The sequence below is a fragment of the Mesorhizobium sp. WSM4904 genome, assembly GCF_029674545.1.
Taxonomy (GTDB): Bacteria; Pseudomonadota; Alphaproteobacteria; order Rhizobiales; family Rhizobiaceae; genus Mesorhizobium.
On record NZ_CP121354.1, the window covers coordinates 6,277,576 to 6,297,843 of the forward strand.

Consider the following 20,268-nt stretch of genomic DNA (forward strand, 5'->3'; position numbering starts at 1 on the left):
TCTGCGCGACATCCATCCCGTTCCCAGGCGCCCCTCCGTTGAGCGATATCTTCTCCAGGATCGAGCATTCGCGCACCGCCGACGAGGTGGTGCAGCAGATCGAGAGCCTGATCCTCGAAGGCGTGCTGCGCACCGGCGACCGGCTGCCGGGCGAGCGCGAGCTGGCGAGGCAGTTCGACGTGTCGCGGCCGATCCTGCGCGATGCGCTGAAGGCGCTGGAGGCGCGCGGGCTGCTGACCACCAGGCCAGGCGGCGGCACGCATGTCGCCGACGTCATCGGCCAGCTTTTCACCAAACCGGTGACCGATCTGATCTCGATGCACCGCAAGGCGGTGACCGACTATCTGGAATACCGGCGCGAGATCGAGGCGATCGCGGCCGAATATGCGGCGCGGCGCGCGACGCCCGAGGACCTTGCCCTGCTCGACCGCATCATGGCGCGCATGGACGAGGCGCACCGGACCGGCGACTTCGACGACGAGGCGGAGATCGACGTCGAGTTCCATCACGCGGTCTGCGAATGCGCGCACAACATCATCCTCCTGCACACGTTGCGCTCCTGCTACCGGCTGCTGTCCGATGGCGTGTTCCAGAACCGGCTTCTGGTGTTCACCGTGCCCGGCGCGCGCGAGGCGCTGCTCGGGCAGCACCGGGCAATCCACGCCGCGATCAAGGCGGCGGACCCGATCGCGGCGCGCAAGGCGGCCATGGACCACATCACCTATGTCGAGCGCTCCATGGCGGAAGCCGAGCGCAGCGGCGACTGGCAGCGCGTCTCGCGGCTGAGGCTGAGACAACGCTCGGAAGCCGGCGACATCGAACCCACACGCAAACGCTCCTAAGCACTGATCAAGCGGGGACCACCATGAGCGACATCCTGACCATCGCCGACCTCAAGGACATGGCGCGCCGCAAGGTGCCGAAGATGTTCTTCGACTACGCCGATTCCGGCGCCTGGACCGAGAGCACCTACCGAGCCAACGAAGAGGATTTCCAAAAGATCAAGTTCCGCCAGCGCGTGCTGGTCGACATGAGCAACCGCTCGCTGGAATCGACCATGATCGGCCAGAAGGTGGCGATGCCGGTGGCGCTGGCGCCGACCGGGCTGACCGGCATGCAGCATGCCGACGGCGAGATGCTGGCGGCGCAGGCGGCGGAAGAGTTCGGCGTGCCGTTCACGCTGTCGACCATGAGCATCTGCTCGATCGAGGATGTCGCCTCGGTGACCAAGAAGCCGTTCTGGTTCCAGCTTTACGTGCTGCGCGACAAGGATTTCGTGCTCAACCTGATCGATCGCGCCAAGGCGGCGAAATGCTCGGCGCTGGTGCTGACACTCGACCTGCAGATCCTCGGCCAGCGCCACAAGGACATCCGCAACGGGCTTTCGGCGCCGCCGAAAATGACGCTCGCCAACATCATCGACCTAGCCATCAAGCCACGCTGGTGCCTGGGCATGGCCGGCACGCCGCGCCGAACCTTCCGCAACATCGTCGGCCACGCCAAGGGCGTCGGCGACGTCTCCTCGCTGTCGTCCTGGACGACGGAACAATTCGATCCGCAGCTGTCGTGGAAGGACGTCGCCTGGATCAAGGAGCGCTGGGGCGGCAAGCTGATCCTGAAAGGCATCCTCGACAAGGAGGACGCGCTGATGGCCGCCGAGACCGGAGCGGACGCGATCGTGGTCTCCAACCATGGCGGCCGGCAGCTCGACGGCGCCGCGTCGTCGATCTCGGTGCTTGAAGAAATCGCCGATGCCGTCGGCGACCGGATCGAGGTGCATATGGATGGCGGCATCCGCTCGGGCCAGGACGTGCTCAAGGCGCTCTGCCTCGGCGCCAAGGGCACCTATATCGGCCGGCCGTTCCTCTACGGGCTCGGCGCGATGGGCAAGGCGGGCGTCACCAAGGCGCTGGAGATCATCCGCAAGGAGATGGACATCACGCTGGCGCTGTGCGGTAAGCGTTTGGTAACCGACATGGGCAAGGACCAGCTGCGGCGCTAGGCCTTGTTCACCGATCCGCCCTAGTTTCCCGTGATGAACGACACGGGAAGACGTACGCATTGACTGAGACCGGCATTCATTTTCTCGACGCGCGCGGGCCGGACGGCATGCGGCTCTATGCCATCGGCGACGTGCATGGCCGCCACGACCTGCTCGCCGCCATGCACCACCGGATCGAGACCGAGCTGGAGCACGCGGCGGCGTCCGATTGGCGCATCATCCATCTCGGCGATTATACGGACCGGGGCCTGGACTCCAAAAGCGTCATCGATTTCCTGATCGAGGCACGAGAACGCGATCCGCGCAACCTGATGCTCGCCGGCAATCACGACATCGGCTTCCTCGATTTTCTCGACCGCCCGGACCCGGACGGGCTATTCATGCGCTATGGCGGCGTCCAGACCGCGGCGTCATACGGGGTCAAGCTCTCGACCGGCAGCGGCTGGTTCGGCAGGCCGGACGAGGCACTGGCGCACGGACACGCAGCCTTGGTCGAAGCGGTGCCGCAAGCCCATGTCGACTTCCTGCGCTCGCTGTCCTTTTCAGTGACCTTCGGCGACTTCTTCTTCTGCCACGCCGGCATCAGGCCCGGCATCCCGCTCGAAAGCCAGAGTCCGCAGGACCTGATCTGGATCCGCGATGCCTTCCACGACCACCCCGGCCTCTATCCGAAGGTGATCGTGCACGGGCACACACCGGTCCCCGAGGCAGAGGTGATGGCCAACCGCGTCAATGTCGACACCCTCGCCTGGCAATCGGGAATGCTCAGCACCCTCGCCATCAACGGCGCTGAGAAGCGCATCCTGACGGTGAAGGGAAAGGCGTAGCCAAATCCCGACTACGGGATCGGCTTTCCGCTTGTCGGGAAGGATCAGGCTTTAGCGAAGCGCGGCGGTGACGCCGTAGCCGTCGACGGCCTGATGATTGTTGGCCGCGTCGGCGGAATAAATGCCGAGGCCGCACACGACGATTGCAGACAGCATGACAAAGGACAAAAGCGCTGCTTTCACGGACGTCATCTCTGGTTAAGCTTTCTGCATCTGTGCACGAGGCGGTTACCAATGCGTTGAAACGATAAAATGCGTCTCAATGTTTCGACGATTTCGCGCTTCTAGGCAGATTCTGTATCGCCGCTGTGTCGCATGGATCACACAGAAGGTTCATCGCGGTTGCACAGACGATACAGGGCGCGCGCCTTCTAGGATGGCGGGCGAGCACAAGCCAAGGACGAAGCAGGTTTTCCCCAGGCGGGACCGCCGTCGCGTGCCAATTATGTCACGCTTGGCGCGGCGGTCGGCGAGATGATCAGATCGTCGCCACCCAAGCGCGGGCAATGGCGAGCCCGGCGGCGTCGGCATCGGGCCCGTTGCGGGCCATCTCGTCATCGAGCTTGCCGGCCCAGTCGGGATGACGGTCGGCGATCAACGTCGCGAAGGAGGTGCTCCAGTCGCGCACCAGCGGGCGATCCGCCTCGAAATGGAACTGGAAGCCGTAGACGGCGCGGCCGATGCGAAAGGCCTGGTTCTGGGCGACATCGTTGCCGGCGAGCCGCACGGCTTCCTCAGGCAGGTCGAACGTGTCGTCGTGCCATTGGAAGATCGGGAATTTTTCCGGCAAGGCGCCGAGCACCGGATCGGCCTTGGCTGAGGTCGTCAGCGACACGCCGCACCAACCGAATTCGACTGCGCCGCCAATGTGGTTCTCAGCGCCAAAGGCGCGGGCGACGAGCTGGCTGCCAAGACAGATGCCGAGCACCGACCGGTCCTTGCCGGCGAAATCGCGCGTCAGTTGGAGCAGGGCCGGAAAATAGGGATAGTCATGATCGTCCAGCGCATTCTGCCCGCCGCCCAGCACCACCATGGCATCGTGACCGTTCGCGTCCTGCGGCAGCGGGTCGCCCTGGTAGGGGCGGCGCAGGTCGAGCTCGGCGCCGGCCTCCGCAAGCGCGGCGCCGACCTGGCCGAGGCCGGTATTGTCGTAGTTCTGGACCACCAGCACCCGCATCTAGAAACCCTGCTGACATGAAAATGCTGGGGCGAGCGATATCATGCCGATCGCATTTCAGCCAAGCTGCGTGCCGGAGAGGAAGCTATGCCACTGCAGAACCGGGTCGATCCGTTCGGCGCCATCCACGCCGTACCCCAGCGCGGGCTGTTCATGGGCAATCGCGGCATCATCCACGACCCCGAGACGAAGACGCTGCTGAAGAAGCGCTGGGCCTTGCCGGCCTGGATCATCTGCGTCTGCGAATTCCGCAACGTGCGGCGCGAGCCGATGGGCCGCAACAGGCCGGGCGGCAAGGCCGGCTGGACCGAACTGTTCTTCCTCGACGAGGTGACGGCTTTAGCCGCCGGCCACCGGCCCTGCTTCTTCTGCCGGCGCGAACGGGCGACCGATTTCGTCAGCCGTTTCGGCGAGGCCTTCGGCATTGCCGTGCCGCGCGCACCGATGGTCGACAAGCGACTGCACAAGGAGCGACTGGCTTCGGGTGGGCGGCCTCCGGCTGTCGCCGTCGAAGAGCTTGGCGCCTTTCCGAATGGGACGGTGGTGGCAGATGGCAGCACTGCTTATGCGCTCCGCGACGGCACGGCGCTAAGATGGTCGTTTGCAGGCTACGATGATCCAATCGCATTCGACGGCCTTGTCGGGAAGCTGCTGCGGCTGATCACGCCCGCCACGAGCGTTTCGGTCCTGAGACAGGGCTACGTGCCGGTCTGGCATCTCTCCGCCGATACTTGACGCCTCCCCGCGCCTCGCCCATTGCCAAGCAGATATTCGTGGGATGTCCCATGAATATCTGCTTAGATTCCCTTGTTTTTCGCAGGCTCTGATCGCAAAAACGCAGGACACTTTTGCGGAACCTGCTTGGGCCATGCGCGCCAACTACAAAATGCAGCGACTGTTCGTGCCGGACGATCTCGGACCGGGCGTCGAATTCGATGCCGGACAACAGCAAAGCCATTATCTTGCACATGTGCTGCGGCTCGGCGAAGGCGCGGAGGTCCTGCTCTTCAACGGCCGCGACGGCGAATGGTCGGCTTCGATCGCCGCCAAATCCAAGAAGGCGGTGCGGCTCAAGGTGCTTTCCCTGCAGCGGCCGCAGCCGCCGCTGCCCGATCTCGTCTATTGCTTCGCCCCGCTGAAGCAAGGCCGGCTCGATTATCTGGTGCAGAAGGCGGTGGAGATGGGCGCCGGCATCCTGCAGCCTGTCATCACCCAGCATACGCAAGTGGTGAAGCCCGGCATCGATCGACTGCGCGCCAATGTCGTCGAGGCGGCCGAGCAATGCGGCATCCTGGCCGTGCCGGAAGTGCGCGAGGCGGAGAAGCTGGAGCGGCTGCTCGGCGGCTGGGACAAGGGACGGCGGCTGATCTTCTGCGACGAGGATGCCTCGACCAACAATCCGCTGCCGGCCTTGCAGAAGGTGCAAGAGAAAAAACTTGCGCTGCTGGTCGGACCCGAGGGCGGATTTTCCGACGATGAGCGCAAGATGCTGAGGGCGCTGCCCTTCGTCACCGCCATCCCGCTTGGACCGCGCATCCTGCGCGCCGATACGGCGGCGGTGGCGGCGCTTGCCGTGATGCAGGCCGCGATAGGGGACTGGTGATCAAATCCAGTTGAGCCGTGGCTCAGGATTTTTCGCTTGATCGGCTACTGACATTTCGTCCATCTAGCGCCCGGCGGTCGACCGACCTACTACAGCGCCGCGCGTCCTTTCGGACGCGCAAAGGAGGCTGTAGCACTTTGATTTGGCGCATGATCCTTTCGAAAATCGAAGCCGATTTTCTGGGTCACGCGGCGGGAGGGCTTTCTAATGGCGCGCGACACAACCGATACCAGTCCCATCGAAGGCATCGACGAACTCGTCGGCTACCTGGCCGCGGGCAACAAGCCGCGCGACAAATGGCGGATCGGCACCGAGCACGAGAAATTCCCCTTCTATGTCGACGGCAACGCGCCGGTGCCCTATGGCGGCGAGCGCGGCATCCGTGCCATACTCGAAGGCATGCAGGAAAAGCTCGGCTGGGATCCGATCATGGATGCCGGCCGCATCATCGGCCTGGTCGAGCCGACCGGCCAGGGCGCGATCTCGCTGGAGCCCGGCGGGCAGTTCGAGCTTTCCGGCGCGCCGCTGGAGTCGATCCACCAGACCTGCCGCGAGGGCAATGCGCATCTGGCGCAGGTGCGCGAGATCGCCGAGCCGCTCGGCATCCGCTTCCTCGGCCTCGGCGGCAGCCCGAAATGGTCGCTCGCCGAAACGCCGAAAATGCCGAAGTCGCGCTACGAGATCATGACCCGCTACATGCCGAAGGTCGGTTCCAAGGGCCTCGACATGATGTACCGCACCTGCACGATCCAGGTGAATCTCGACTTCGAGAGCGAAGTCGACATGCGCCGCAAGATGCAGGTGTCGCTGAAGCTGCAGCCGCTGTCGACGGCGCTGTTCGCCAATTCGCCCTTCACCGAGAGCCGGCCGAACGGGCTGCAGAGCTGGCGTGGCGACATCTGGCGCGACACCGACAACCAGCGTTCCGGCATGCTGGAATTCTGCTTCGCGCCCGACTTCGGCTTCGCCGATTATGTCGAATGGGCGCTCGACGTACCGATGTATTTCGTTATCCGCGACGGCCACTATCACGACATGACGCGCTACACGTTCCGCCAGTTCATGGCAGGGGCCGCGCGCGCGCAAGTGCCTGATGGGCTGCCGACAATGGGCGACTGGGCGAACCACTTGTCGACCCTCTTCCCCGATGTGCGGCTGAAGCGTTTCCTTGAAATGCGCGGCGCCGATGGCGGGCCGTGGCGGCGCATCTGCGCGCTGCCGGCCTTCTGGGTCGGACTGCTCTATGACGAGCAGGCGCTGGACGCCGCCGAGACGTTGACATCGAGCTGGACCTACGAGGAGGCGCTGGCGATGCGCAATGCGGTTCCGGAACACGGCATTTCGGCGCCGTTCCGCAACGCCACCTTGCGCGAGGTTGCCCGCGACGTGCTCGCCATCGCGCGCATGGGGCTGAAGAACCGCGGCAAGAAGAACCGCGACGGCTATGACGAGACGTCGTTCCTCAACACGCTCGACGAGGTCGTGGCGCGCGGCACCACCAGCGCCGAGGAGATGCTTTCGGCCTACCATACGCGCTGGGGCTGCTCGATCGAGCCGGTGTTCATGGAATATGCCTACTAACCGTCGGGCTTCCGTCTGACGGCGGCGCGGCAAAAGCTGCTTCAATCGGGGATGGAAACGAACTAGGCTCCTGCGCGAGGATATTGCGGAGGAGATCCCATGCCTTCCCTGTTCGATATGTTTTCGCAAGCCCAGAACGGCGCCGCCATGCAGGCGCTGGCCCAGCAGTATGGCCTGTCGATGCAGCAGACCCAGGCCGCGGTGCAGGCGTTGCTGCCGGCCTTCTCGCAGGGACTGCAGCGCAACACGGCCGATCCCTACGGAATGGGCGCCTTCATGACGGCGATGGCGAGCGGCCAGCACGCCAAATATTTCGAGGACGCCAGCCGGGCCTTCACGCCGCAAGGCATAGACGAAGGCAACGGCATCCTCGGCCATTTGTTCGGCTCGAAGGATTTGTCGCGCGCCGTGGCCGCCCAGGCCGCGCAGGCGACCGGGCTCAGCCAGCAGGTGCTGCAGCAGATGCTGCCGGCGATGGCCTCGATGATGATGGGCGGGCTGTTCAAGCAGACCAACAATCAGCTGGCGGGGGGGCAGATGCAGGCCGCCGGCGGCTTTGGCGGCGGCAGCAATCCGCTCGGCGAAATCATCGAGGAGATGATGCGGCAGGCGGGCGGCGGCGCGCAGGCCCAGCAAACGCGCCAGGCGCCCAATCCATATGGCGACAACCCGCTCGGCAAGGTGTTGCAGGACATGTTCGGCGGCGGCGCGCAGCAACCGCAAAGCCAGCCGCAGCAGGCGCCCAATCCTTACGGCGACAATCCGCTCGGCAAAGTGCTGCAAGACATGTTCGGCGGCGGCGCGCAGCAGCCGCAGCAAACCCGATCGCCGCAAACGCAGAGCCCCTATGGCGATAGTCCGCTCGGCAAGATCTTCGAGGAGATGCTGCGCCAAGGCGGCGGCTTCGGCACGCCGGGCGGACAGCCGGCGCCACAGACGCCGCAACGCCAACCCCAACAGAGTCAGCCGCCGCAGCCGCAAACCAATCCGAGCGGCCGGCCTCGGAACCCGTTCGACGATATCTTCGGCAGGATGTTCGAGACCGGCGCGCAGCAGCGCGACGAGTATCAGAAGGGCATGGAGAGCATCTTCGACCAGTTCAAGCGCGGCATGGACCGGCGGTGAGCCCGAATACCGCCGGAGCGACGTCCCGCTAGCAAGAGAGCCGAGCGCCGCAATCCTCGCCGCGACTGGTTGCCGGCTGGATTTTATCGATTACAACTTCACCATCGAGCATTGTGAATCATAAGGAAAAGCGGGATGCGCCCTTCGTCCTCTATGTTGCTACTGATGCTTGCCGCATCGTTGATGGGCTGCACAACAAGCCACGGAAACGCTGGTCAAAGCTCGAAGAACGAGGCGCAATGCGTTGGCTTCGGCTTTGAAGAAGGTACGGATGCTTTCGCTAACTGCATGATGCAGCTTTCACTGCGGCAGGGGGGCCGGCAGCAGCCAGATCACGACACCCTTGTCAATCAATACAGAAGCCGCAGCAAGGCCCGACAGGGTGACGATCGTTATCCCGTATGCAGCGCCGCGAACATGGATGCTGAGTTGGATATTACGACGGGTAAGTGGGTCGGTCCTGATTGCCAGATGGCGCCAGATTAGAGCTCGCGTCCATAGATGGCTTTTACTGTTTTCATTGATTTAAATGCGGCTGGCGGCAACCAATTCTTCCGGTCATGAGTCGAAGCCTATAAAAAATGCCCGGTCCTGGAGGAGAACCGGGCAATCTGCAGGCAGGCCGGCGGGGAACCGGCTGGGAGTGTGGGAGCCTGCATGAAACTTGGTCGCGCTTAGCCTTCAAAAGGTTCAAGGCGACCGAAAGGTCTGAGGCCTAAACCTGTCAGGCGACCTTGCGGGCGAGATCCTCTATGGTGTCGGCGCGCTCTTCTGCGATCGCGCGCAGCTTCACCGTCGGATCGCGGCCGAAAGGCACGGCGACGGCGACATGGAGATCGGCGCGGGTCAGGCCGATATCGGCAAGCTCGGCATCCGACATCTCCCCGAGGCGATAGAAGGCGCGGCGGTTTTTCCAGGCGCGAAAGGCGTCGACGACTGCATTGAGCACGCGCGTCGCAACGGCCGGACGCGTGGTGATGCGCGGGGTCTCGGAGGCGAATTCGATCGTGGTCATGTCAGTCTCTCCTTCAGGAGTCGAGCGGACGAAACCGGCCAAACGGCGCCTGGGAGGAGCGCCGTTCCGGATTCCATTCACATGCTTTCATGTGGACGATGCCAATTTGCCATCACGTGATTGATTAATCCAACGAATGTTTTTAATCTGTAGCATCAACATCAATGATGGGTTTGACCGATGAAAGCGCCTCTCGATCTCGATCAGTTGCAGACCTTCATCTCGATCGCGGACACCGGCAGCTTCACCCGGGCAGCCGAAGAGGTGCACCGGACGCAGTCGGCGGTGTCGATGCAGATGCGCCGGCTGGAGGAGCGGATCGGCAAGCCGCTGTTCGAAAAGGACGGCCGCACCAACAAGCTGACCGAGGAAGGCGACAGGCTGCTTTCCTATGCGAGGCGGCTGATCTACCTCAACCGCGAGACGCTCGCGGCCTTCGACGACCAGCGGCTCGAGGGCACCATCCGTATCGGCACGCCGGACGACTATGCCGACCGCTTCCTGCCCGAGATCATGGCGCGCTTCTCGCGCTCCAACCCGCGTGTGGAGCTCACCGTCATCTGCGAGCCGACGCCCGGGCTGGTCGAGCACATCAAGCGCGGCAATCTCGATCTCGCGCTGGTGACGCACAACGACACGCGCGGCCAGTCGGAAGTGGTGCGGCGCGAGCCGCTTTTGTGGGTCACCTCGGCCAACCACGCCACGCATGAGCAGGAAATCCTGCCGATGGCGTTCGGCCGGCCGAACTGCATCTGGCGGCGCGCGGCCGTCGACGTGCTCGACCGGCAGAATCGCGAATATCGCGTGCTGTTCTCCAGCTTCTCGGCCACCGTGATCACCGCCGCCGTGCTTTCAGGCCTCGCCATCTCGGTGCTGCCGGAATGCGCGCTCAGGCCAGGCATGCGCGTGCTTGGCGAAGCCGACGGGTTCGACACGTTGCCCGATTGCCGCATCGGCATCATGCGCGGCCAGACCTCGCAGCCGGAGATCGTCGATGCGCTGGCCAGGCACATCGCGGAAAGCCTCGACAACATTTCCGTGCCGGTCGGCGAAGAGACGGGAAGCTTCGACTTCGCCGCCCTCGCCTATGCCAAGATGAAGCGGACCAAGCCCAGCCAGATCCTGCCCGGCTGGTAGGGTCAAGCGCGAGCGGCGGCCGGCTCGACCTCGTCCGGCGAAGCCAGACCGGAGAGGCCTAGCAGTTGCACCGGATCGAGCGGAGGCGACAGGAAATAGCCCTGCAGTTGCCGGCAACCCATGGCGACCAGCAGCATCTTCTGCGCCTCGGTCTCCACCCCCTCGGCGGTGACGTCGACCCCGAGCGCGACGGCGAGATCGATCAGCGCCTTGACGATCGCCGCCGAGTTGCCGTCGCCATCGAGAAGACGCACGAAGGAACGGTCTATCTTGAGCTTGTCGATGGCGTGGCGGCGCAGGTAGCTCAGCGACGAATAGCCGGTACCGAAATCGTCCAGAACGATGCCGACGCCTAACTGGCGCAAGCTGGCCAGAGCCGCCCTCGAAGCATCGCTGTTGTCCAAAAGCACGCTTTCGGTGATCTCGAACTGGAGGCGCTGCGGCGCCAGCCCGGTGTCGGCGAGGATCAAGGCGACCTGTTCGGGAAAGCCGGCGTCGCGCAACTGCAGCGGCGACACGTTGACGGCGAGCCACGGCAATTCGGTCCGCACGGCAAAGCGGCAGGCCTCCTGCAGCACCCATGCGCCGAGTTGGCCGATCATGCCGCGCTCCTCGGCGATGGCGATGAACTGTGCCGCCGGCAATGCGCCATGCACGTCATGCCCCCAGCGGATCAGCGCCTCGGCGCCGAGGATCGTCTTGCCGTTCGCCGCAAAGACCGGCTGGTAGGCGAGCCTGATGCCGGTCCCGCCGTCGAGGGCCTTGCGAAGCTCGGTCTCGACCTTGCGCTTGCGCAAGAGCAAGTCGTCCATGTCGCCGGCGAAGATCTGATGCCGGCCTCGGCCATTCTTCTTGGCTTCGTAGAGCGCAATGTCGGCCTTGCGCAGCAGATCGTCGGCATCGGTTTCGCCGCCGGCCGATAGCGCGATGCCGATCGAGGCGCTGACGAAGACCTGATCCTCCATGAGCTTGAACGGCTCCTGCAACTTCTGCAACAGCCGCTCGGCGACATCCTCGGCGGCACGGACATCGCGGATGTCGACGAGGATCAGCGCGAACTCGTCGCCGCCCAGCCGCGCCACGGTATCCACCTCGCGAACGGTGTGCTGGAGCCTGGCCGCCGTCTGACGCACCAGCTCATCCCCCGCAGGATGGCCGAGCGTGTCGTTGATATGCTTGAAGCGGTCGAGATCGAGATAGAGCAGCGCCACCCTTCCCATGTCGTGAACCGTCATGTCCTGGCTGGCCCTGAGCAGAGCCCGCCGCAAGCGGTCCTCGAACAAAGCCCGGTTGGGCAGACCGGTGAGCGTGTCGTGGAAGGCTAGATATTGCGCCTCATCCTGGCTGGTCTGCAGCGCAGACGAGGCGCGGCGGAGCCTGCGCAGCAGGAAAGTCAGAACGCCGGCCGCCACCAGCAGCGCCAAGCCCAGCGCCGGCGCCATCTCGCGCACCAGGGTGAGGCCGGGCCGTTCCTGGTCCCAGCCGATATAGCCGAGAATGACGCCGCGGGAATCGACCAGCTGAACGGCGGCCGCGCCGACCGGTTGCGACAGCGGCATGAGGCGCGCGCCGTCGAGCAGGTATTTTTCGGCGATCTTGTTGATGACGGCGTCGCTGATGAACTCCACCGACACATGCAGATATTCGGTGCCGGGCGCCTGCGTGACCCGGTCCGTGCTCGGCACCAGCGGCATGACGCTCAGGATCGCCGGCTTGCCGGCAAACGACACTAGGTCCTCCGCGACCATGTTGGCCGTCTGACCGGACGCATCGGCCTTCGGCGGCTCAGCCAGCATGCGGCGCAGCTTCTCGATGGATGGCTGCAAGGCAGGCTCGTCATCTCCAAAGGCGGACGGATCGACCACTTTGCCTTCCTGCATGGCGTGGATGGGACGGTCAGCGGCATCGAGAATGTAGACGCGGTTGTGACCGTAATAGGTATACATCCAGACGCTGAGGTTCTCTTCAATCCAGCTCTGATTGCCGGCCCTGACATTGGTGACGGAATCGTCCCAGACGGTTACGCTTTCCTGCTCTCGCTCGACTGCCGCGATCTGATCCTTGAGGCCATCGGCGATGAACATCTTCTGATGTACGAGCGAGGCATTGTCGGCCTGAGAGGCGGCGTAAAAGCCGAAGCCGACGACCATGGCCAGCGCGAAAGCGGCAAGCGTCAGCACGGTCAGCGTGACTTGATGCGTCAACGGGCTGCTGTTGTTGCGTGCGCTCATGCGTCCCCGGCCGGCTCTCCTGCCGCCAGTCAAAGCAAATCGGGCTTAAGATCGGGTTATAATATTAGCGAGGATTGCTCCGCGCCTTGACGCAGGCCGATAAGCGTCCCCCAATCACGCGATGAGTGAAGCAGCAACCGAATCACGCAGCAACGCCACCGAATATACGGTGAGCGAGATTTCCGGCGCACTGAAGCGCACGGTCGAGGATGCTTTCGGCAATGTGCGGGTGCGTGGCGAGATTTCCGGCTATCGCGGTCCGCATTCCTCCGGCCACGCCTATTTCGCGCTGAAGGACGACCGCGCGCGGATCGACGCCGTGGTCTGGAAGACGACGATGGCACGGCTGAAGTTCCGGCCTGAGGAAGGCATGGAAGTGATCGCCAGCGGCAGGCTGACGACCTATCCCGGCAAATCCAACTACCAGATCGTCATCGACAATCTCGAGCCAGCGGGCGCCGGCGCGCTGATGGCGCTGCTGGAGGAGCGCAAGCGGCGGCTGCAGGCCGAACGCCTGTTCGATGCCGGTCGCAAGCGGCGGCTGCCGTTCATGCCTCAAGTCATCGGCGTCGTCACCTCGCCCACGGGTTCAGTCATCCGCGACATCATCCACCGCATCAAGGACCGCTTTCCGCTCACCGTGCTGGTCTGGCCGGTGAGAGTGCAAGGCGATACGACCGCCAAGGAAGTCACCGCCGCCGTCAATGGCTTCAATGCACTCACCTGGGACGGCCCCATCCGCCAGCCCGACCTGCTGATCGTGGCGCGCGGCGGCGGCAGTCTCGAGGACCTTTGGGGCTTCAACGACGAAGGGCTGGCGCGCGCCGTCGCGGCCTCGCGCATTCCAATCGTCTCGGCCGTCGGGCACGAGACCGATTGGACGTTGATCGACTTCACCGCCGACATGCGCGCGCCGACGCCGACGGGCGCCGCAGAGATCGCCGTGCCCGTCAAGGCCGAGCTCGAAGCGACGCTGGCGAGCCTCGGAGCGCGGCACAATGCCTGCACCTCGCGGCACCTGGATCGCAAGCGCCAGGCGGTGCGCGCCGCGGCGCGGGCTCTGCCCTCGCCCGACCAGCTGCTGGCGCTGCCGCGCCGCCGCTTCGACGAGGCGACCAGCCGGCTCGGTCGTGGCCTGACAGTGAGCATCGAGCGCAAGCGCGCGAGGCTGGATCGGCAGCGGCTGACGCCTGCAACCTTGTCGCGCCGCCTCAACGAGACGCGCACGCTGACCGGCCGCGACATTGCGCGTGCTCGCGCCGCCTTCTTCGCCATCGTGCGCCAAGGCCGGGCGCGCTTCCAGCGCACATCGCTCAGACTATCGCCGGCGCCGATCGTCAGGCGGCAGAAGCTGCAGGCCGACACGCTGGCCGGGCTGACCCGCCGCCAGGAGCAGGCGATGGAGCGGCGGCTGGACCGTCTGCGCGCCGCCCTCACCCAGGCCGACCGGCTGCTCGCCACCCTCTCGCACAAGGCCGTGCTGGCGCGCGGCTTCGCGCTGGTCAAGGACGCCGACGGCGGCGTCATCAAGAGCGTCGCGGAGTTGGCGCCGGGCGCTGCGCTGCAGCTGGAATTCGCCGACGGCAAGGCCGAGGCCATCGCTACCAGCGGCGGGGCGCGGCCGAAGCTCGCCGCCAAGCCGTCCGGCAAGGGCAAGGAGCCCGGCAACCAGGGCTCATTGTTCTGAGGACAGGATGAGCACCGACGACCCGCATATTCGCACGCCATCGGGCAAGCCGCGCCTGCGCTCGTTCAACATCGCATTGGACGGCACGCCCGGCCGCTTCAACTCAATCACCGACGTGCCGGGCGTCACGGTCGGCTACACGACGCTGATTGCCGGCAACGGCCCGCTGCAAGTCGGGACAGGACCGGTGCGCACCGGCGTGACCGCTATCCTGCCAAGGCCGCGAGGCGAGCTTGGGACGCCGGTGTTTGCCGGCGTATTCAGCCAGAACGGCAATGGCGAGCTGACCGGCACGCACATCATCGAGGAGACCGGCGCCTTCAACCTGCCGATCACCATCACCAACACCCATTCCTGCGGCCTCACCCGCGACGGCACGCTGCGCTGGATGAGCCGGGTGCTGCCGGCGGCGCTCGACAGCGCCTGGGGCCTGCCGGTGGCGGCGGAAACCTATGATGGTTTCCTCAACGACATCAACGGCCATCATGTCAACTTCGAGCATGTCGCCTCGGCGCTCGACGGCGCAACGACCGGCGCCATCGAGGAAGGCAGCGTCGGCGGCGGCACCGGCATGATCAGCTTCGGCTTCAAGGCCGGATCCGGCACGGCCTCTCGCATCGTCGAATGGCAGGACAGAAGCTACACGCTCGGCGTTTTCGTGCAGGCCAATTTCGGCAGGCGGCATAATTTCACCATTCGCGGCCGGCGCGCCGGAGCGGAACTCACCGAGCCGGCGGTCCGCGAAGCCACGCCTCGCGCCGAAAAGGGCTCGATCATCGCCATCGTCGCCACCGACGCACCGTTCCTGCCGCATCAGATGAAGCGCCTCGCCCGGCGCGTGCCGCTCGGCATAGCTCTGACCGGCGGCTACGGCTACCACAGCTCGGGCGACATCTTTCTCGCCTTCTCGACCGCCAATCCCGAGGCCGCGCTGGCGGCTTCAGGCAGCATTGCCCATGCGGATTTCATCCCGGATGTCGATATCGACCCGTTCTTCGATGCCGTGGTGCGAGGGGTGGAGGAAGCAATCCTCAACGCGCTGGTCGCCAACGAGGACATGACGGGGCGCGACGGCAATTTCGTGCCGGCGCTGCCAAAGGAGTGGCTCAAGGACAATTTCGGCTAGAGCGTTTCACCGTTTCACGGAAACGGCGAGCCGCTCTATCTCTTTGTTTTGACGCAATTCCGCACGGAAAACCGTTACACACTTTTCCTGGAATTGCTCTAAGCCGGACGCCCGGCTGAGGTCATCGCAGAGGAATACCGGGCTCGCCGGTGTCTTACTCGGACGGCTTGTCCGACTTGGTTTCGTGCGCGTTCTCTTCGGCGACTTCCTCGAGCCGCGAGGCGATCAGTTCCTGGATGTCGCCGACTTCTTCCTGGATGTCTTCCAGCAGAATGCCTTCCTCGGCGGCCTTGGCGCAGCACTCCTTGGCGAGGGTTTCGGCCTGCTTCTCGATCCTGAGCGGCGAATGCTGGCACTGGACCTTCTCGCCAATCCACCCGCGCAAGAACTCGATGGCATGTTCACTCATACTGCTTCTTCCCTAACGGCAATGCCGGTTGGTAGTCATGAACGCCCACATCCCGCCAAGGGATACATACTGCATTCGAACCGAGTCGGCCTCGACCGGCAAGACGTCTTGCCCGAGGTTCACACAGCCGAAGGATTGGAAAGGTTCGAGGCGCACGTTCAGATCGTTGAGGATGATGATGCTTTGGCCAGGATCGTCAAAAATCCGCGCTATTGTTTCTGTTTGCTTTTTCCCGGTTTTTCGACCGATTTCCGTCACAACACGCACCGCATTCACGGTAATCTCGCAGGCGTAGCCAGAGGGCGAGAAACCGAAAGCCGCCGGTATATAGTGATATCCTCACACAATGTCGACTCCGCTCGCGGTCCTGCTTCTTTCCGTCGCGTCAGGTGGGCGGGCAACCATCGGGTCACACGCCCATGGCCGCGTTCGCCAGGCACAGATGGGACGCCGCCATTGGCCCTTGAACGGTCAAGTCGGGCACGCGTAACATCGCGCTGCTTCAACTGAGTCTGCTTCATTCGCCCGGGCTAATGTTCGGATTTGTTTGGGTATTTTCCTTTGCACACGGAAGCAAAAAACAGCGCGCCGGAGCGCGGCAGATCGTTTGCCCATGTGGCGGAAGCCTCCTGGGGAAAGGGTCTCAGCACCCTGCTGCGCATCATGCGGATGACGCTGCGCCATCCCTGGCAAGTTGCGATCACCATCGTTTCGACCTTCATTGCCGCGACGCTGCAGCTTCTCATTCCGCGCCTGCTGGGGCGCGCCATCGATCAGGCGCAAGGCGTGATGGCCGAAGGCGCCGGCACCGCCGCGCAGCACGCGCTTTGGAACACCGCCCTGACACTTTTGGTCGTCAGCGTCCTGCGCGGTCTGTTCACCATGGCGCAGAACTACTATGGCGAGGCCGTCGGCCATCAGACCGGCTATGAATTGCGCCTGGCCTTCTATGAAAAGATCCAGCGCCTGAGCTTTGCCTTCCACGACAGGGTCCATACCGGCGATCTGATCACGCTCGGCCTGCTCGATCTCGACGGCGTGCGCATGTTCTTTTCCACCGGCGTCTTGCGCGTGGTCCTGCTCGGCGTGCTGATCGGCGTCGGCGCCTATCTCCTGATCAGCACAGATCTCGTGCTCGGGCTGCTCAGCCTGAGCTTCGTGCCTTTCGTCGCCTGGCGATCATCCGTCACCCAACTCAGACTACGCAGCACCTGGCTGACGCTGCAGCAGCGCCTGTCGGTGCTGAGCCGGGTCATGGACGAGAACCTCGGCGGCATCCGTGTCGTGCGCGCTTTCGCGGCGCAACGGCACGAGCTGGAAAAATTCGACCGCGCCAAGCAGGATGCGCTCGATCTCGCCAACCAGCGCGTCGATATCCGCGTCAGCAACACCAGCGCCATGAACTTCTCGTTCCTGGCGGCCATGGGCCTCGTGCTCTGGTTCGGCGGCCAGAAGGTGATATCGGGCCAAATCAGCGTCGGCACGCTGGCACAGTTCCTCACCTTCATGACCATCCTGCAGATGCCGGTGCGCCAGCTCGGCCTGATGGTCAACTCGTTCGCCCGCGCCTCGACCTGCGGCACGCGGCTGTTCGAGTTGCTCGACACCGAGCTCGACATCCAGGACGCGCCCGGCGCCAGGGACCTCGTCGTCACCGAAGGCGTGCTGCGCTTCGACGATGTCAGCTTCCATTATCCGGGCTCGGGACGCCCGACATTGACCGGCATTTCCTTCGAGGCCAGGCCCGGCCAGACCATCGGCATCGTCGGCCCGCCGGGCAGCGGCAAGTCGACCATCGCGCATTTGATCCCGCGCTTCTACGATGTGAGCTCGGGGACCATCACCATCGACGGCCACGACATCCGCCAGGTCACGCTGCAGTCGTTGCGCAAGGCGGTCGGCGTCGTGCAGCAGGACGCGTTCCTGTTCACGACCTCGATCGAGAACAACATCGCCTACGGCAATCCGTGGGCGCGCGAGACCCGCATCGAGAGGGCGGCCGAGTCCGCCCAGCTGCACAACTACATCATCGGACTTCCGGCCGGCTACACCACGGTCGTCGGCGAACGCGGCGCGTCGCTTTCGGGAGGCCAGCGGCAGCGCCTGACCATCGCCCGCAGCCTGATGCTGCGGCCTTCGGTGCTTGTCTTCGACGATTCCACCGCGGCCATCGATGCCGGCACCGAACAGCGGATCCGGGCGGCAATGAAGCGCTTCGCCAAGGACCGCGTGACGCTCATCATCTCGCACCGGCTGAGCTCGCTGATGCATGCCGACCAGATTCTGTTCGTCGAGGGCGGCAGGATCGTCGAGCGCGGCACGCATGAGGAACTGCTGGCGCTCGGCGGGCGCTACCGTGCGCTCTACGACCTGCAGCTGCGGCCCGACGATACCGCACAAGGAGCCGCGTGATGGCGGACCCGCGCGACGACGACAAGGAAGACACAAGCGGCCGGCCGGCAAAGGCGGTCGTCGGCTCGCATCGCGACGAGGAAGAGGTCTTCGGCAAGGCCTACGATCCGCGCGTCGTGCGGCGCATCTGGGGCTTCGTCAGACCGTACCGGACCCGGATCTTCATCTCGGTCGCGGCGGTGCTGGTGTTCACGCTGACGCAACTGACGATCCCGCTGGTCATCCGCTACGCCATAGATCACGGCATGGCGGCGGGCAGGCTCGACAGGTCGGTGATGGCCGGGGCGACCGGCGCTTTCGCGGCGGTCATCCTTGTGAACTATGCAGCCAGCTATGTGCAGGAGAGCGTCGTCGGCAAGGTGGCCGAGAACGTGCTTTCCGACCTGCGCCGCGCCATGTTCGGCCATCTGCAGCGGGTCTCGCTGAGTTTCATGGACAAGACCGAGGTCGGAAGGCTGATGTCGCGCCTGCAGGGCGACGTCAATTCGATGCAGGAGTTCCTCGAAACGTCGGTCATGTCGGTGGGCGACATCGTGCTTTTGTTCGGGATCGTCAGCGTCCTTTTGTGGCTGGATTTTCGGCTCGGCCTGCTGACGCTGTCGACCATGCCGATGCTGTTCATCGTTCGACTGTTCTGGCTGCCGCGCGCCAAGGTCGCCTTCATGGCCGCGCATGAGACCAACTCGATCGCCAACGGGGCGCTGGCCGAAGGCATTCACGGCGTGCGCACCGTGCAAAGCCTCGAGCGCCAGCACGTCAATTTCGACCTCTATGACGAGAAGGTTGTGGCCAATCTCAAGGCCCATCTGAGGTCGGCCAAATACGCGCAGGTGATGGTGCCGATCGTCGACACGCTGACCGGGATCGCCATGGCGACGGTCATCGTCGTCGGCGGCTCGATGGTGCTGTCGCACGGCCTCGACGTCGGCGTCATGGTGGCGTTCCTGTTCTACATCCAGCGCTTCTTCGACCCCATCCGCTCGCTCACCATGCAGTATAGCGTCATGCAACGCGCCATGGCCTCGGGGCAACGCATCTCCGAAGTGCTCGACGTGCCGGTGGACGTCAGCGACAGGCAAGGCGCGGTGGCGCTGTCGCGCGACATGGACGGCTCGGTCGAGTTCAGGAACGTCACCTTCGGCTACCGGCGGAACCAGCCGGTGCTGAAGAATGTCAGCTTCCGCGTTAATCCTGGCGAGACGGTCGCGCTGGTCGGTCCGACCGGATCGGGCAAGTCGAGCTCCATGGCGCTGGCGCACCGGTTCTACGACGTGTGGTCGGGCCAGGTTCTGGTCGGCGGACACGACGTGCGCGACCTGACGCAGGATTCGCTTGGCGAACAGATGGCAATGGTCCTGCAGGAGCCCTTCCTGTTTTCCGGAACGGTGCTGGAGAACATTCGCTATCACAAGACCGGTGCCTCCCGCGAGGACGTGGTTCGCGCGGCGAAAGCCGTTGGCGCGCACGATTTCATCGAGCACTTGCCCGACGGCTACGACACCGAGCTCGAGCAGCGCGGCGGCAATCTCTCGCTCGGCCAGCGCCAGCTGATCAGTTTCGCGCGGGCGCTGGTGGCCGACGCCAAGATCCTGGTGCTCGACGAGGCCACGGCCAGCATCGATTCCTACACCGAGATGCTGATCCAGAAGGCGCTGACAAAACTGCTGGAAGGGCGAACCGGGCTCGTCATCGCCCACCGGCTGGCCACCATCCGCGGCGCCGACCGCATCATCGTGCTGCAGAACGGCGAGATCGTCGAAAGCGGCAACCACGAGCAATTGATGGGGCGAAAAGGCCTCTACGCCCGGCTCTACAACATGAACTACGCCTCGTTCGACGACATTTCCGAGGAGGAGATGGGAATGGACGCGGTGGTCGGCAAAGCGACGTGACCTCCAAGAAAATCGATGACCTTGGCTGGGGTCACCTCATCGCA

19 protein-coding genes are annotated in these 20,268 nt (G+C 64.3%); 13 read left to right on the top strand and 6 right to left on the bottom strand.

The window, feature by feature from the left end:
- Nucleotides 1–38 precede the first annotated feature (38 nt).
- The 3 genes from QAZ47_RS30395 to QAZ47_RS30405 are packed head-to-tail and all read left to right on the top strand — an operon-like array spanning nt 39 to nt 2,829.
- Nucleotides 39–842, top strand: coding sequence for an FCD domain-containing protein (locus QAZ47_RS30395; RefSeq protein ID WP_278075317.1), 804 nt, complete (start codon nt 39–41; stop codon nt 840–842).
- A 23-nt stretch (nt 843–865) separates the two neighbouring features.
- Nucleotides 866–2,002, top strand: coding sequence for an alpha-hydroxy acid oxidase (locus QAZ47_RS30400; RefSeq protein WP_278231841.1), 1,137 nt, complete (start codon nt 866–868; stop codon nt 2,000–2,002).
- Between the two features lie 59 nt (nt 2,003–2,061).
- A complete protein-coding gene (locus QAZ47_RS30405; protein WP_278231842.1) occupies nt 2,062–2,829 on the top strand; it encodes a metallophosphoesterase in 768 nt (255 codons plus the stop codon).
- Between the two features lie 51 nt (nt 2,830–2,880).
- On the opposite strand, the gene QAZ47_RS30410 is transcribed toward QAZ47_RS30405, so the two are convergent.
- Together QAZ47_RS30410 and QAZ47_RS30415 are read right to left on the bottom strand one after the other, a co-directional pair.
- Nucleotides 2,881–3,012 (bottom strand): hypothetical protein, encoded by a 132-nt coding sequence (locus tag QAZ47_RS30410; RefSeq protein WP_275955501.1) that lies wholly within the window; start codon nt 3,010–3,012, stop codon nt 2,881–2,883.
- Between the two features lie 295 nt (nt 3,013–3,307).
- Complete coding sequence (locus QAZ47_RS30415; protein ID WP_278231843.1) at nt 3,308–4,006, bottom strand: type 1 glutamine amidotransferase; 699 nt, start codon at nt 4,004–4,006, stop codon at nt 3,308–3,310.
- Between the two features lie 87 nt (nt 4,007–4,093).
- Between QAZ47_RS30415 and QAZ47_RS30420 the strand changes: the two genes are divergently transcribed.
- The 5 genes from QAZ47_RS30420 to QAZ47_RS30440 all read left to right on the top strand — a co-directional run bounded on the left by QAZ47_RS30420 (nt 4,094) and on the right by QAZ47_RS30440 (nt 8,801).
- Nucleotides 4,094–4,741: a hypothetical protein gene (locus tag QAZ47_RS30420; protein ID WP_278231844.1), complete on the top strand. Its 648-nt coding sequence runs from the start codon at nt 4,094–4,096 to the stop codon at nt 4,739–4,741.
- Nucleotides 4,742–4,874: 133 nt separating this feature from the next.
- Entirely contained in the window at nt 4,875–5,609 is a 735-nt protein-coding gene (locus tag QAZ47_RS30425) for a 16S rRNA (uracil(1498)-N(3))-methyltransferase (protein WP_278231845.1), read from the top strand.
- 207 nt (nt 5,610–5,816) lie between these two features.
- Nucleotides 5,817–7,190: a glutamate--cysteine ligase gene (locus tag QAZ47_RS30430; protein WP_278231846.1), complete on the top strand. Its 1,374-nt coding sequence runs from the start codon at nt 5,817–5,819 to the stop codon at nt 7,188–7,190.
- Nucleotides 7,191–7,289: 99 nt separating this feature from the next.
- Nucleotides 7,290–8,315, top strand: coding sequence for a DUF937 domain-containing protein (locus QAZ47_RS30435; protein ID WP_278231847.1), 1,026 nt, complete (start codon nt 7,290–7,292; stop codon nt 8,313–8,315).
- Between the two features lie 135 nt (nt 8,316–8,450).
- Nucleotides 8,451–8,801: a hypothetical protein gene (locus tag QAZ47_RS30440; RefSeq protein ID WP_278231848.1), complete on the top strand. Its 351-nt coding sequence runs from the start codon at nt 8,451–8,453 to the stop codon at nt 8,799–8,801.
- Nucleotides 8,802–9,039: 238 nt separating this feature from the next.
- Here the strand turns inward: QAZ47_RS30440 and QAZ47_RS30445 are convergent, their stop codons facing one another.
- Nucleotides 9,040–9,330, bottom strand: coding sequence for a DUF1127 domain-containing protein (locus QAZ47_RS30445; RefSeq protein WP_278231849.1), 291 nt, complete (start codon nt 9,328–9,330; stop codon nt 9,040–9,042).
- A 180-nt stretch (nt 9,331–9,510) separates the two neighbouring features.
- On the opposite strand from QAZ47_RS30445, the gene QAZ47_RS30450 reads away from it, so the two are divergent.
- Nucleotides 9,511–10,467, top strand: a complete 957-nt coding sequence (locus QAZ47_RS30450; protein ID WP_278204632.1) for a LysR substrate-binding domain-containing protein — start codon at nt 9,511–9,513, stop codon at nt 10,465–10,467.
- 2 nt (nt 10,468–10,469) lie between these two features.
- Here the strand turns inward: QAZ47_RS30450 and QAZ47_RS30455 are convergent, their stop codons facing one another.
- Nucleotides 10,470–12,698, bottom strand: a complete 2,229-nt coding sequence (locus QAZ47_RS30455; protein WP_278231850.1) for an EAL domain-containing protein — start codon at nt 12,696–12,698, stop codon at nt 10,470–10,472.
- 121 nt (nt 12,699–12,819) lie between these two features.
- Here QAZ47_RS30455 and xseA point away from each other — a divergent pair, with 121 nt between their 5' ends.
- Entirely contained in the window at nt 12,820–14,385 is a 1,566-nt protein-coding gene (gene xseA / locus QAZ47_RS30460; RefSeq protein ID WP_278231851.1) for an exodeoxyribonuclease VII large subunit, read from the top strand.
- 7 nt (nt 14,386–14,392) lie between these two features.
- Nucleotides 14,393–15,511 carry a P1 family peptidase gene (locus QAZ47_RS30465; RefSeq protein ID WP_278204635.1) on the top strand — a complete coding sequence of 373 codons (1,119 nt, stop codon included), beginning with the start codon at nt 14,393–14,395 and terminating at the stop codon, nt 15,509–15,511.
- Nucleotides 15,512–15,665: 154 nt separating this feature from the next.
- Here the strand turns inward: QAZ47_RS30465 and QAZ47_RS30470 are convergent, their stop codons facing one another.
- Together QAZ47_RS30470 and QAZ47_RS30475 are read right to left on the bottom strand one after the other, a co-directional pair.
- Complete coding sequence (locus tag QAZ47_RS30470; RefSeq protein ID WP_278204636.1) at nt 15,666–15,920, bottom strand: hypothetical protein; 255 nt, start codon at nt 15,918–15,920, stop codon at nt 15,666–15,668.
- Nucleotides 15,921–15,932: 12 nt separating this feature from the next.
- Nucleotides 15,933–16,196 carry a hypothetical protein gene (locus tag QAZ47_RS30475; protein ID WP_278204637.1) on the bottom strand — a complete coding sequence of 88 codons (264 nt, stop codon included), beginning with the start codon at nt 16,194–16,196 and terminating at the stop codon, nt 15,933–15,935.
- A 285-nt stretch (nt 16,197–16,481) separates the two neighbouring features.
- On the opposite strand from QAZ47_RS30475, the gene QAZ47_RS30480 reads away from it, so the two are divergent.
- Complete coding sequence (locus tag QAZ47_RS30480) at nt 16,482–18,332, top strand: ABC transporter ATP-binding protein (RefSeq protein WP_278231852.1); 1,851 nt, start codon at nt 16,482–16,484, stop codon at nt 18,330–18,332.
- The gene (locus QAZ47_RS30485) at nt 18,332–20,224 is read left to right on the top strand and encodes an ABC transporter ATP-binding protein (protein ID WP_278231853.1); all 1,893 of its coding nucleotides are present in this window, start codon (nt 18,332–18,334) and stop codon (nt 20,222–20,224) included. The genes QAZ47_RS30480 and QAZ47_RS30485 overlap by 1 nt, the downstream gene beginning before the upstream one ends.
- Nucleotides 20,225–20,268 lie beyond the last annotated feature (44 nt).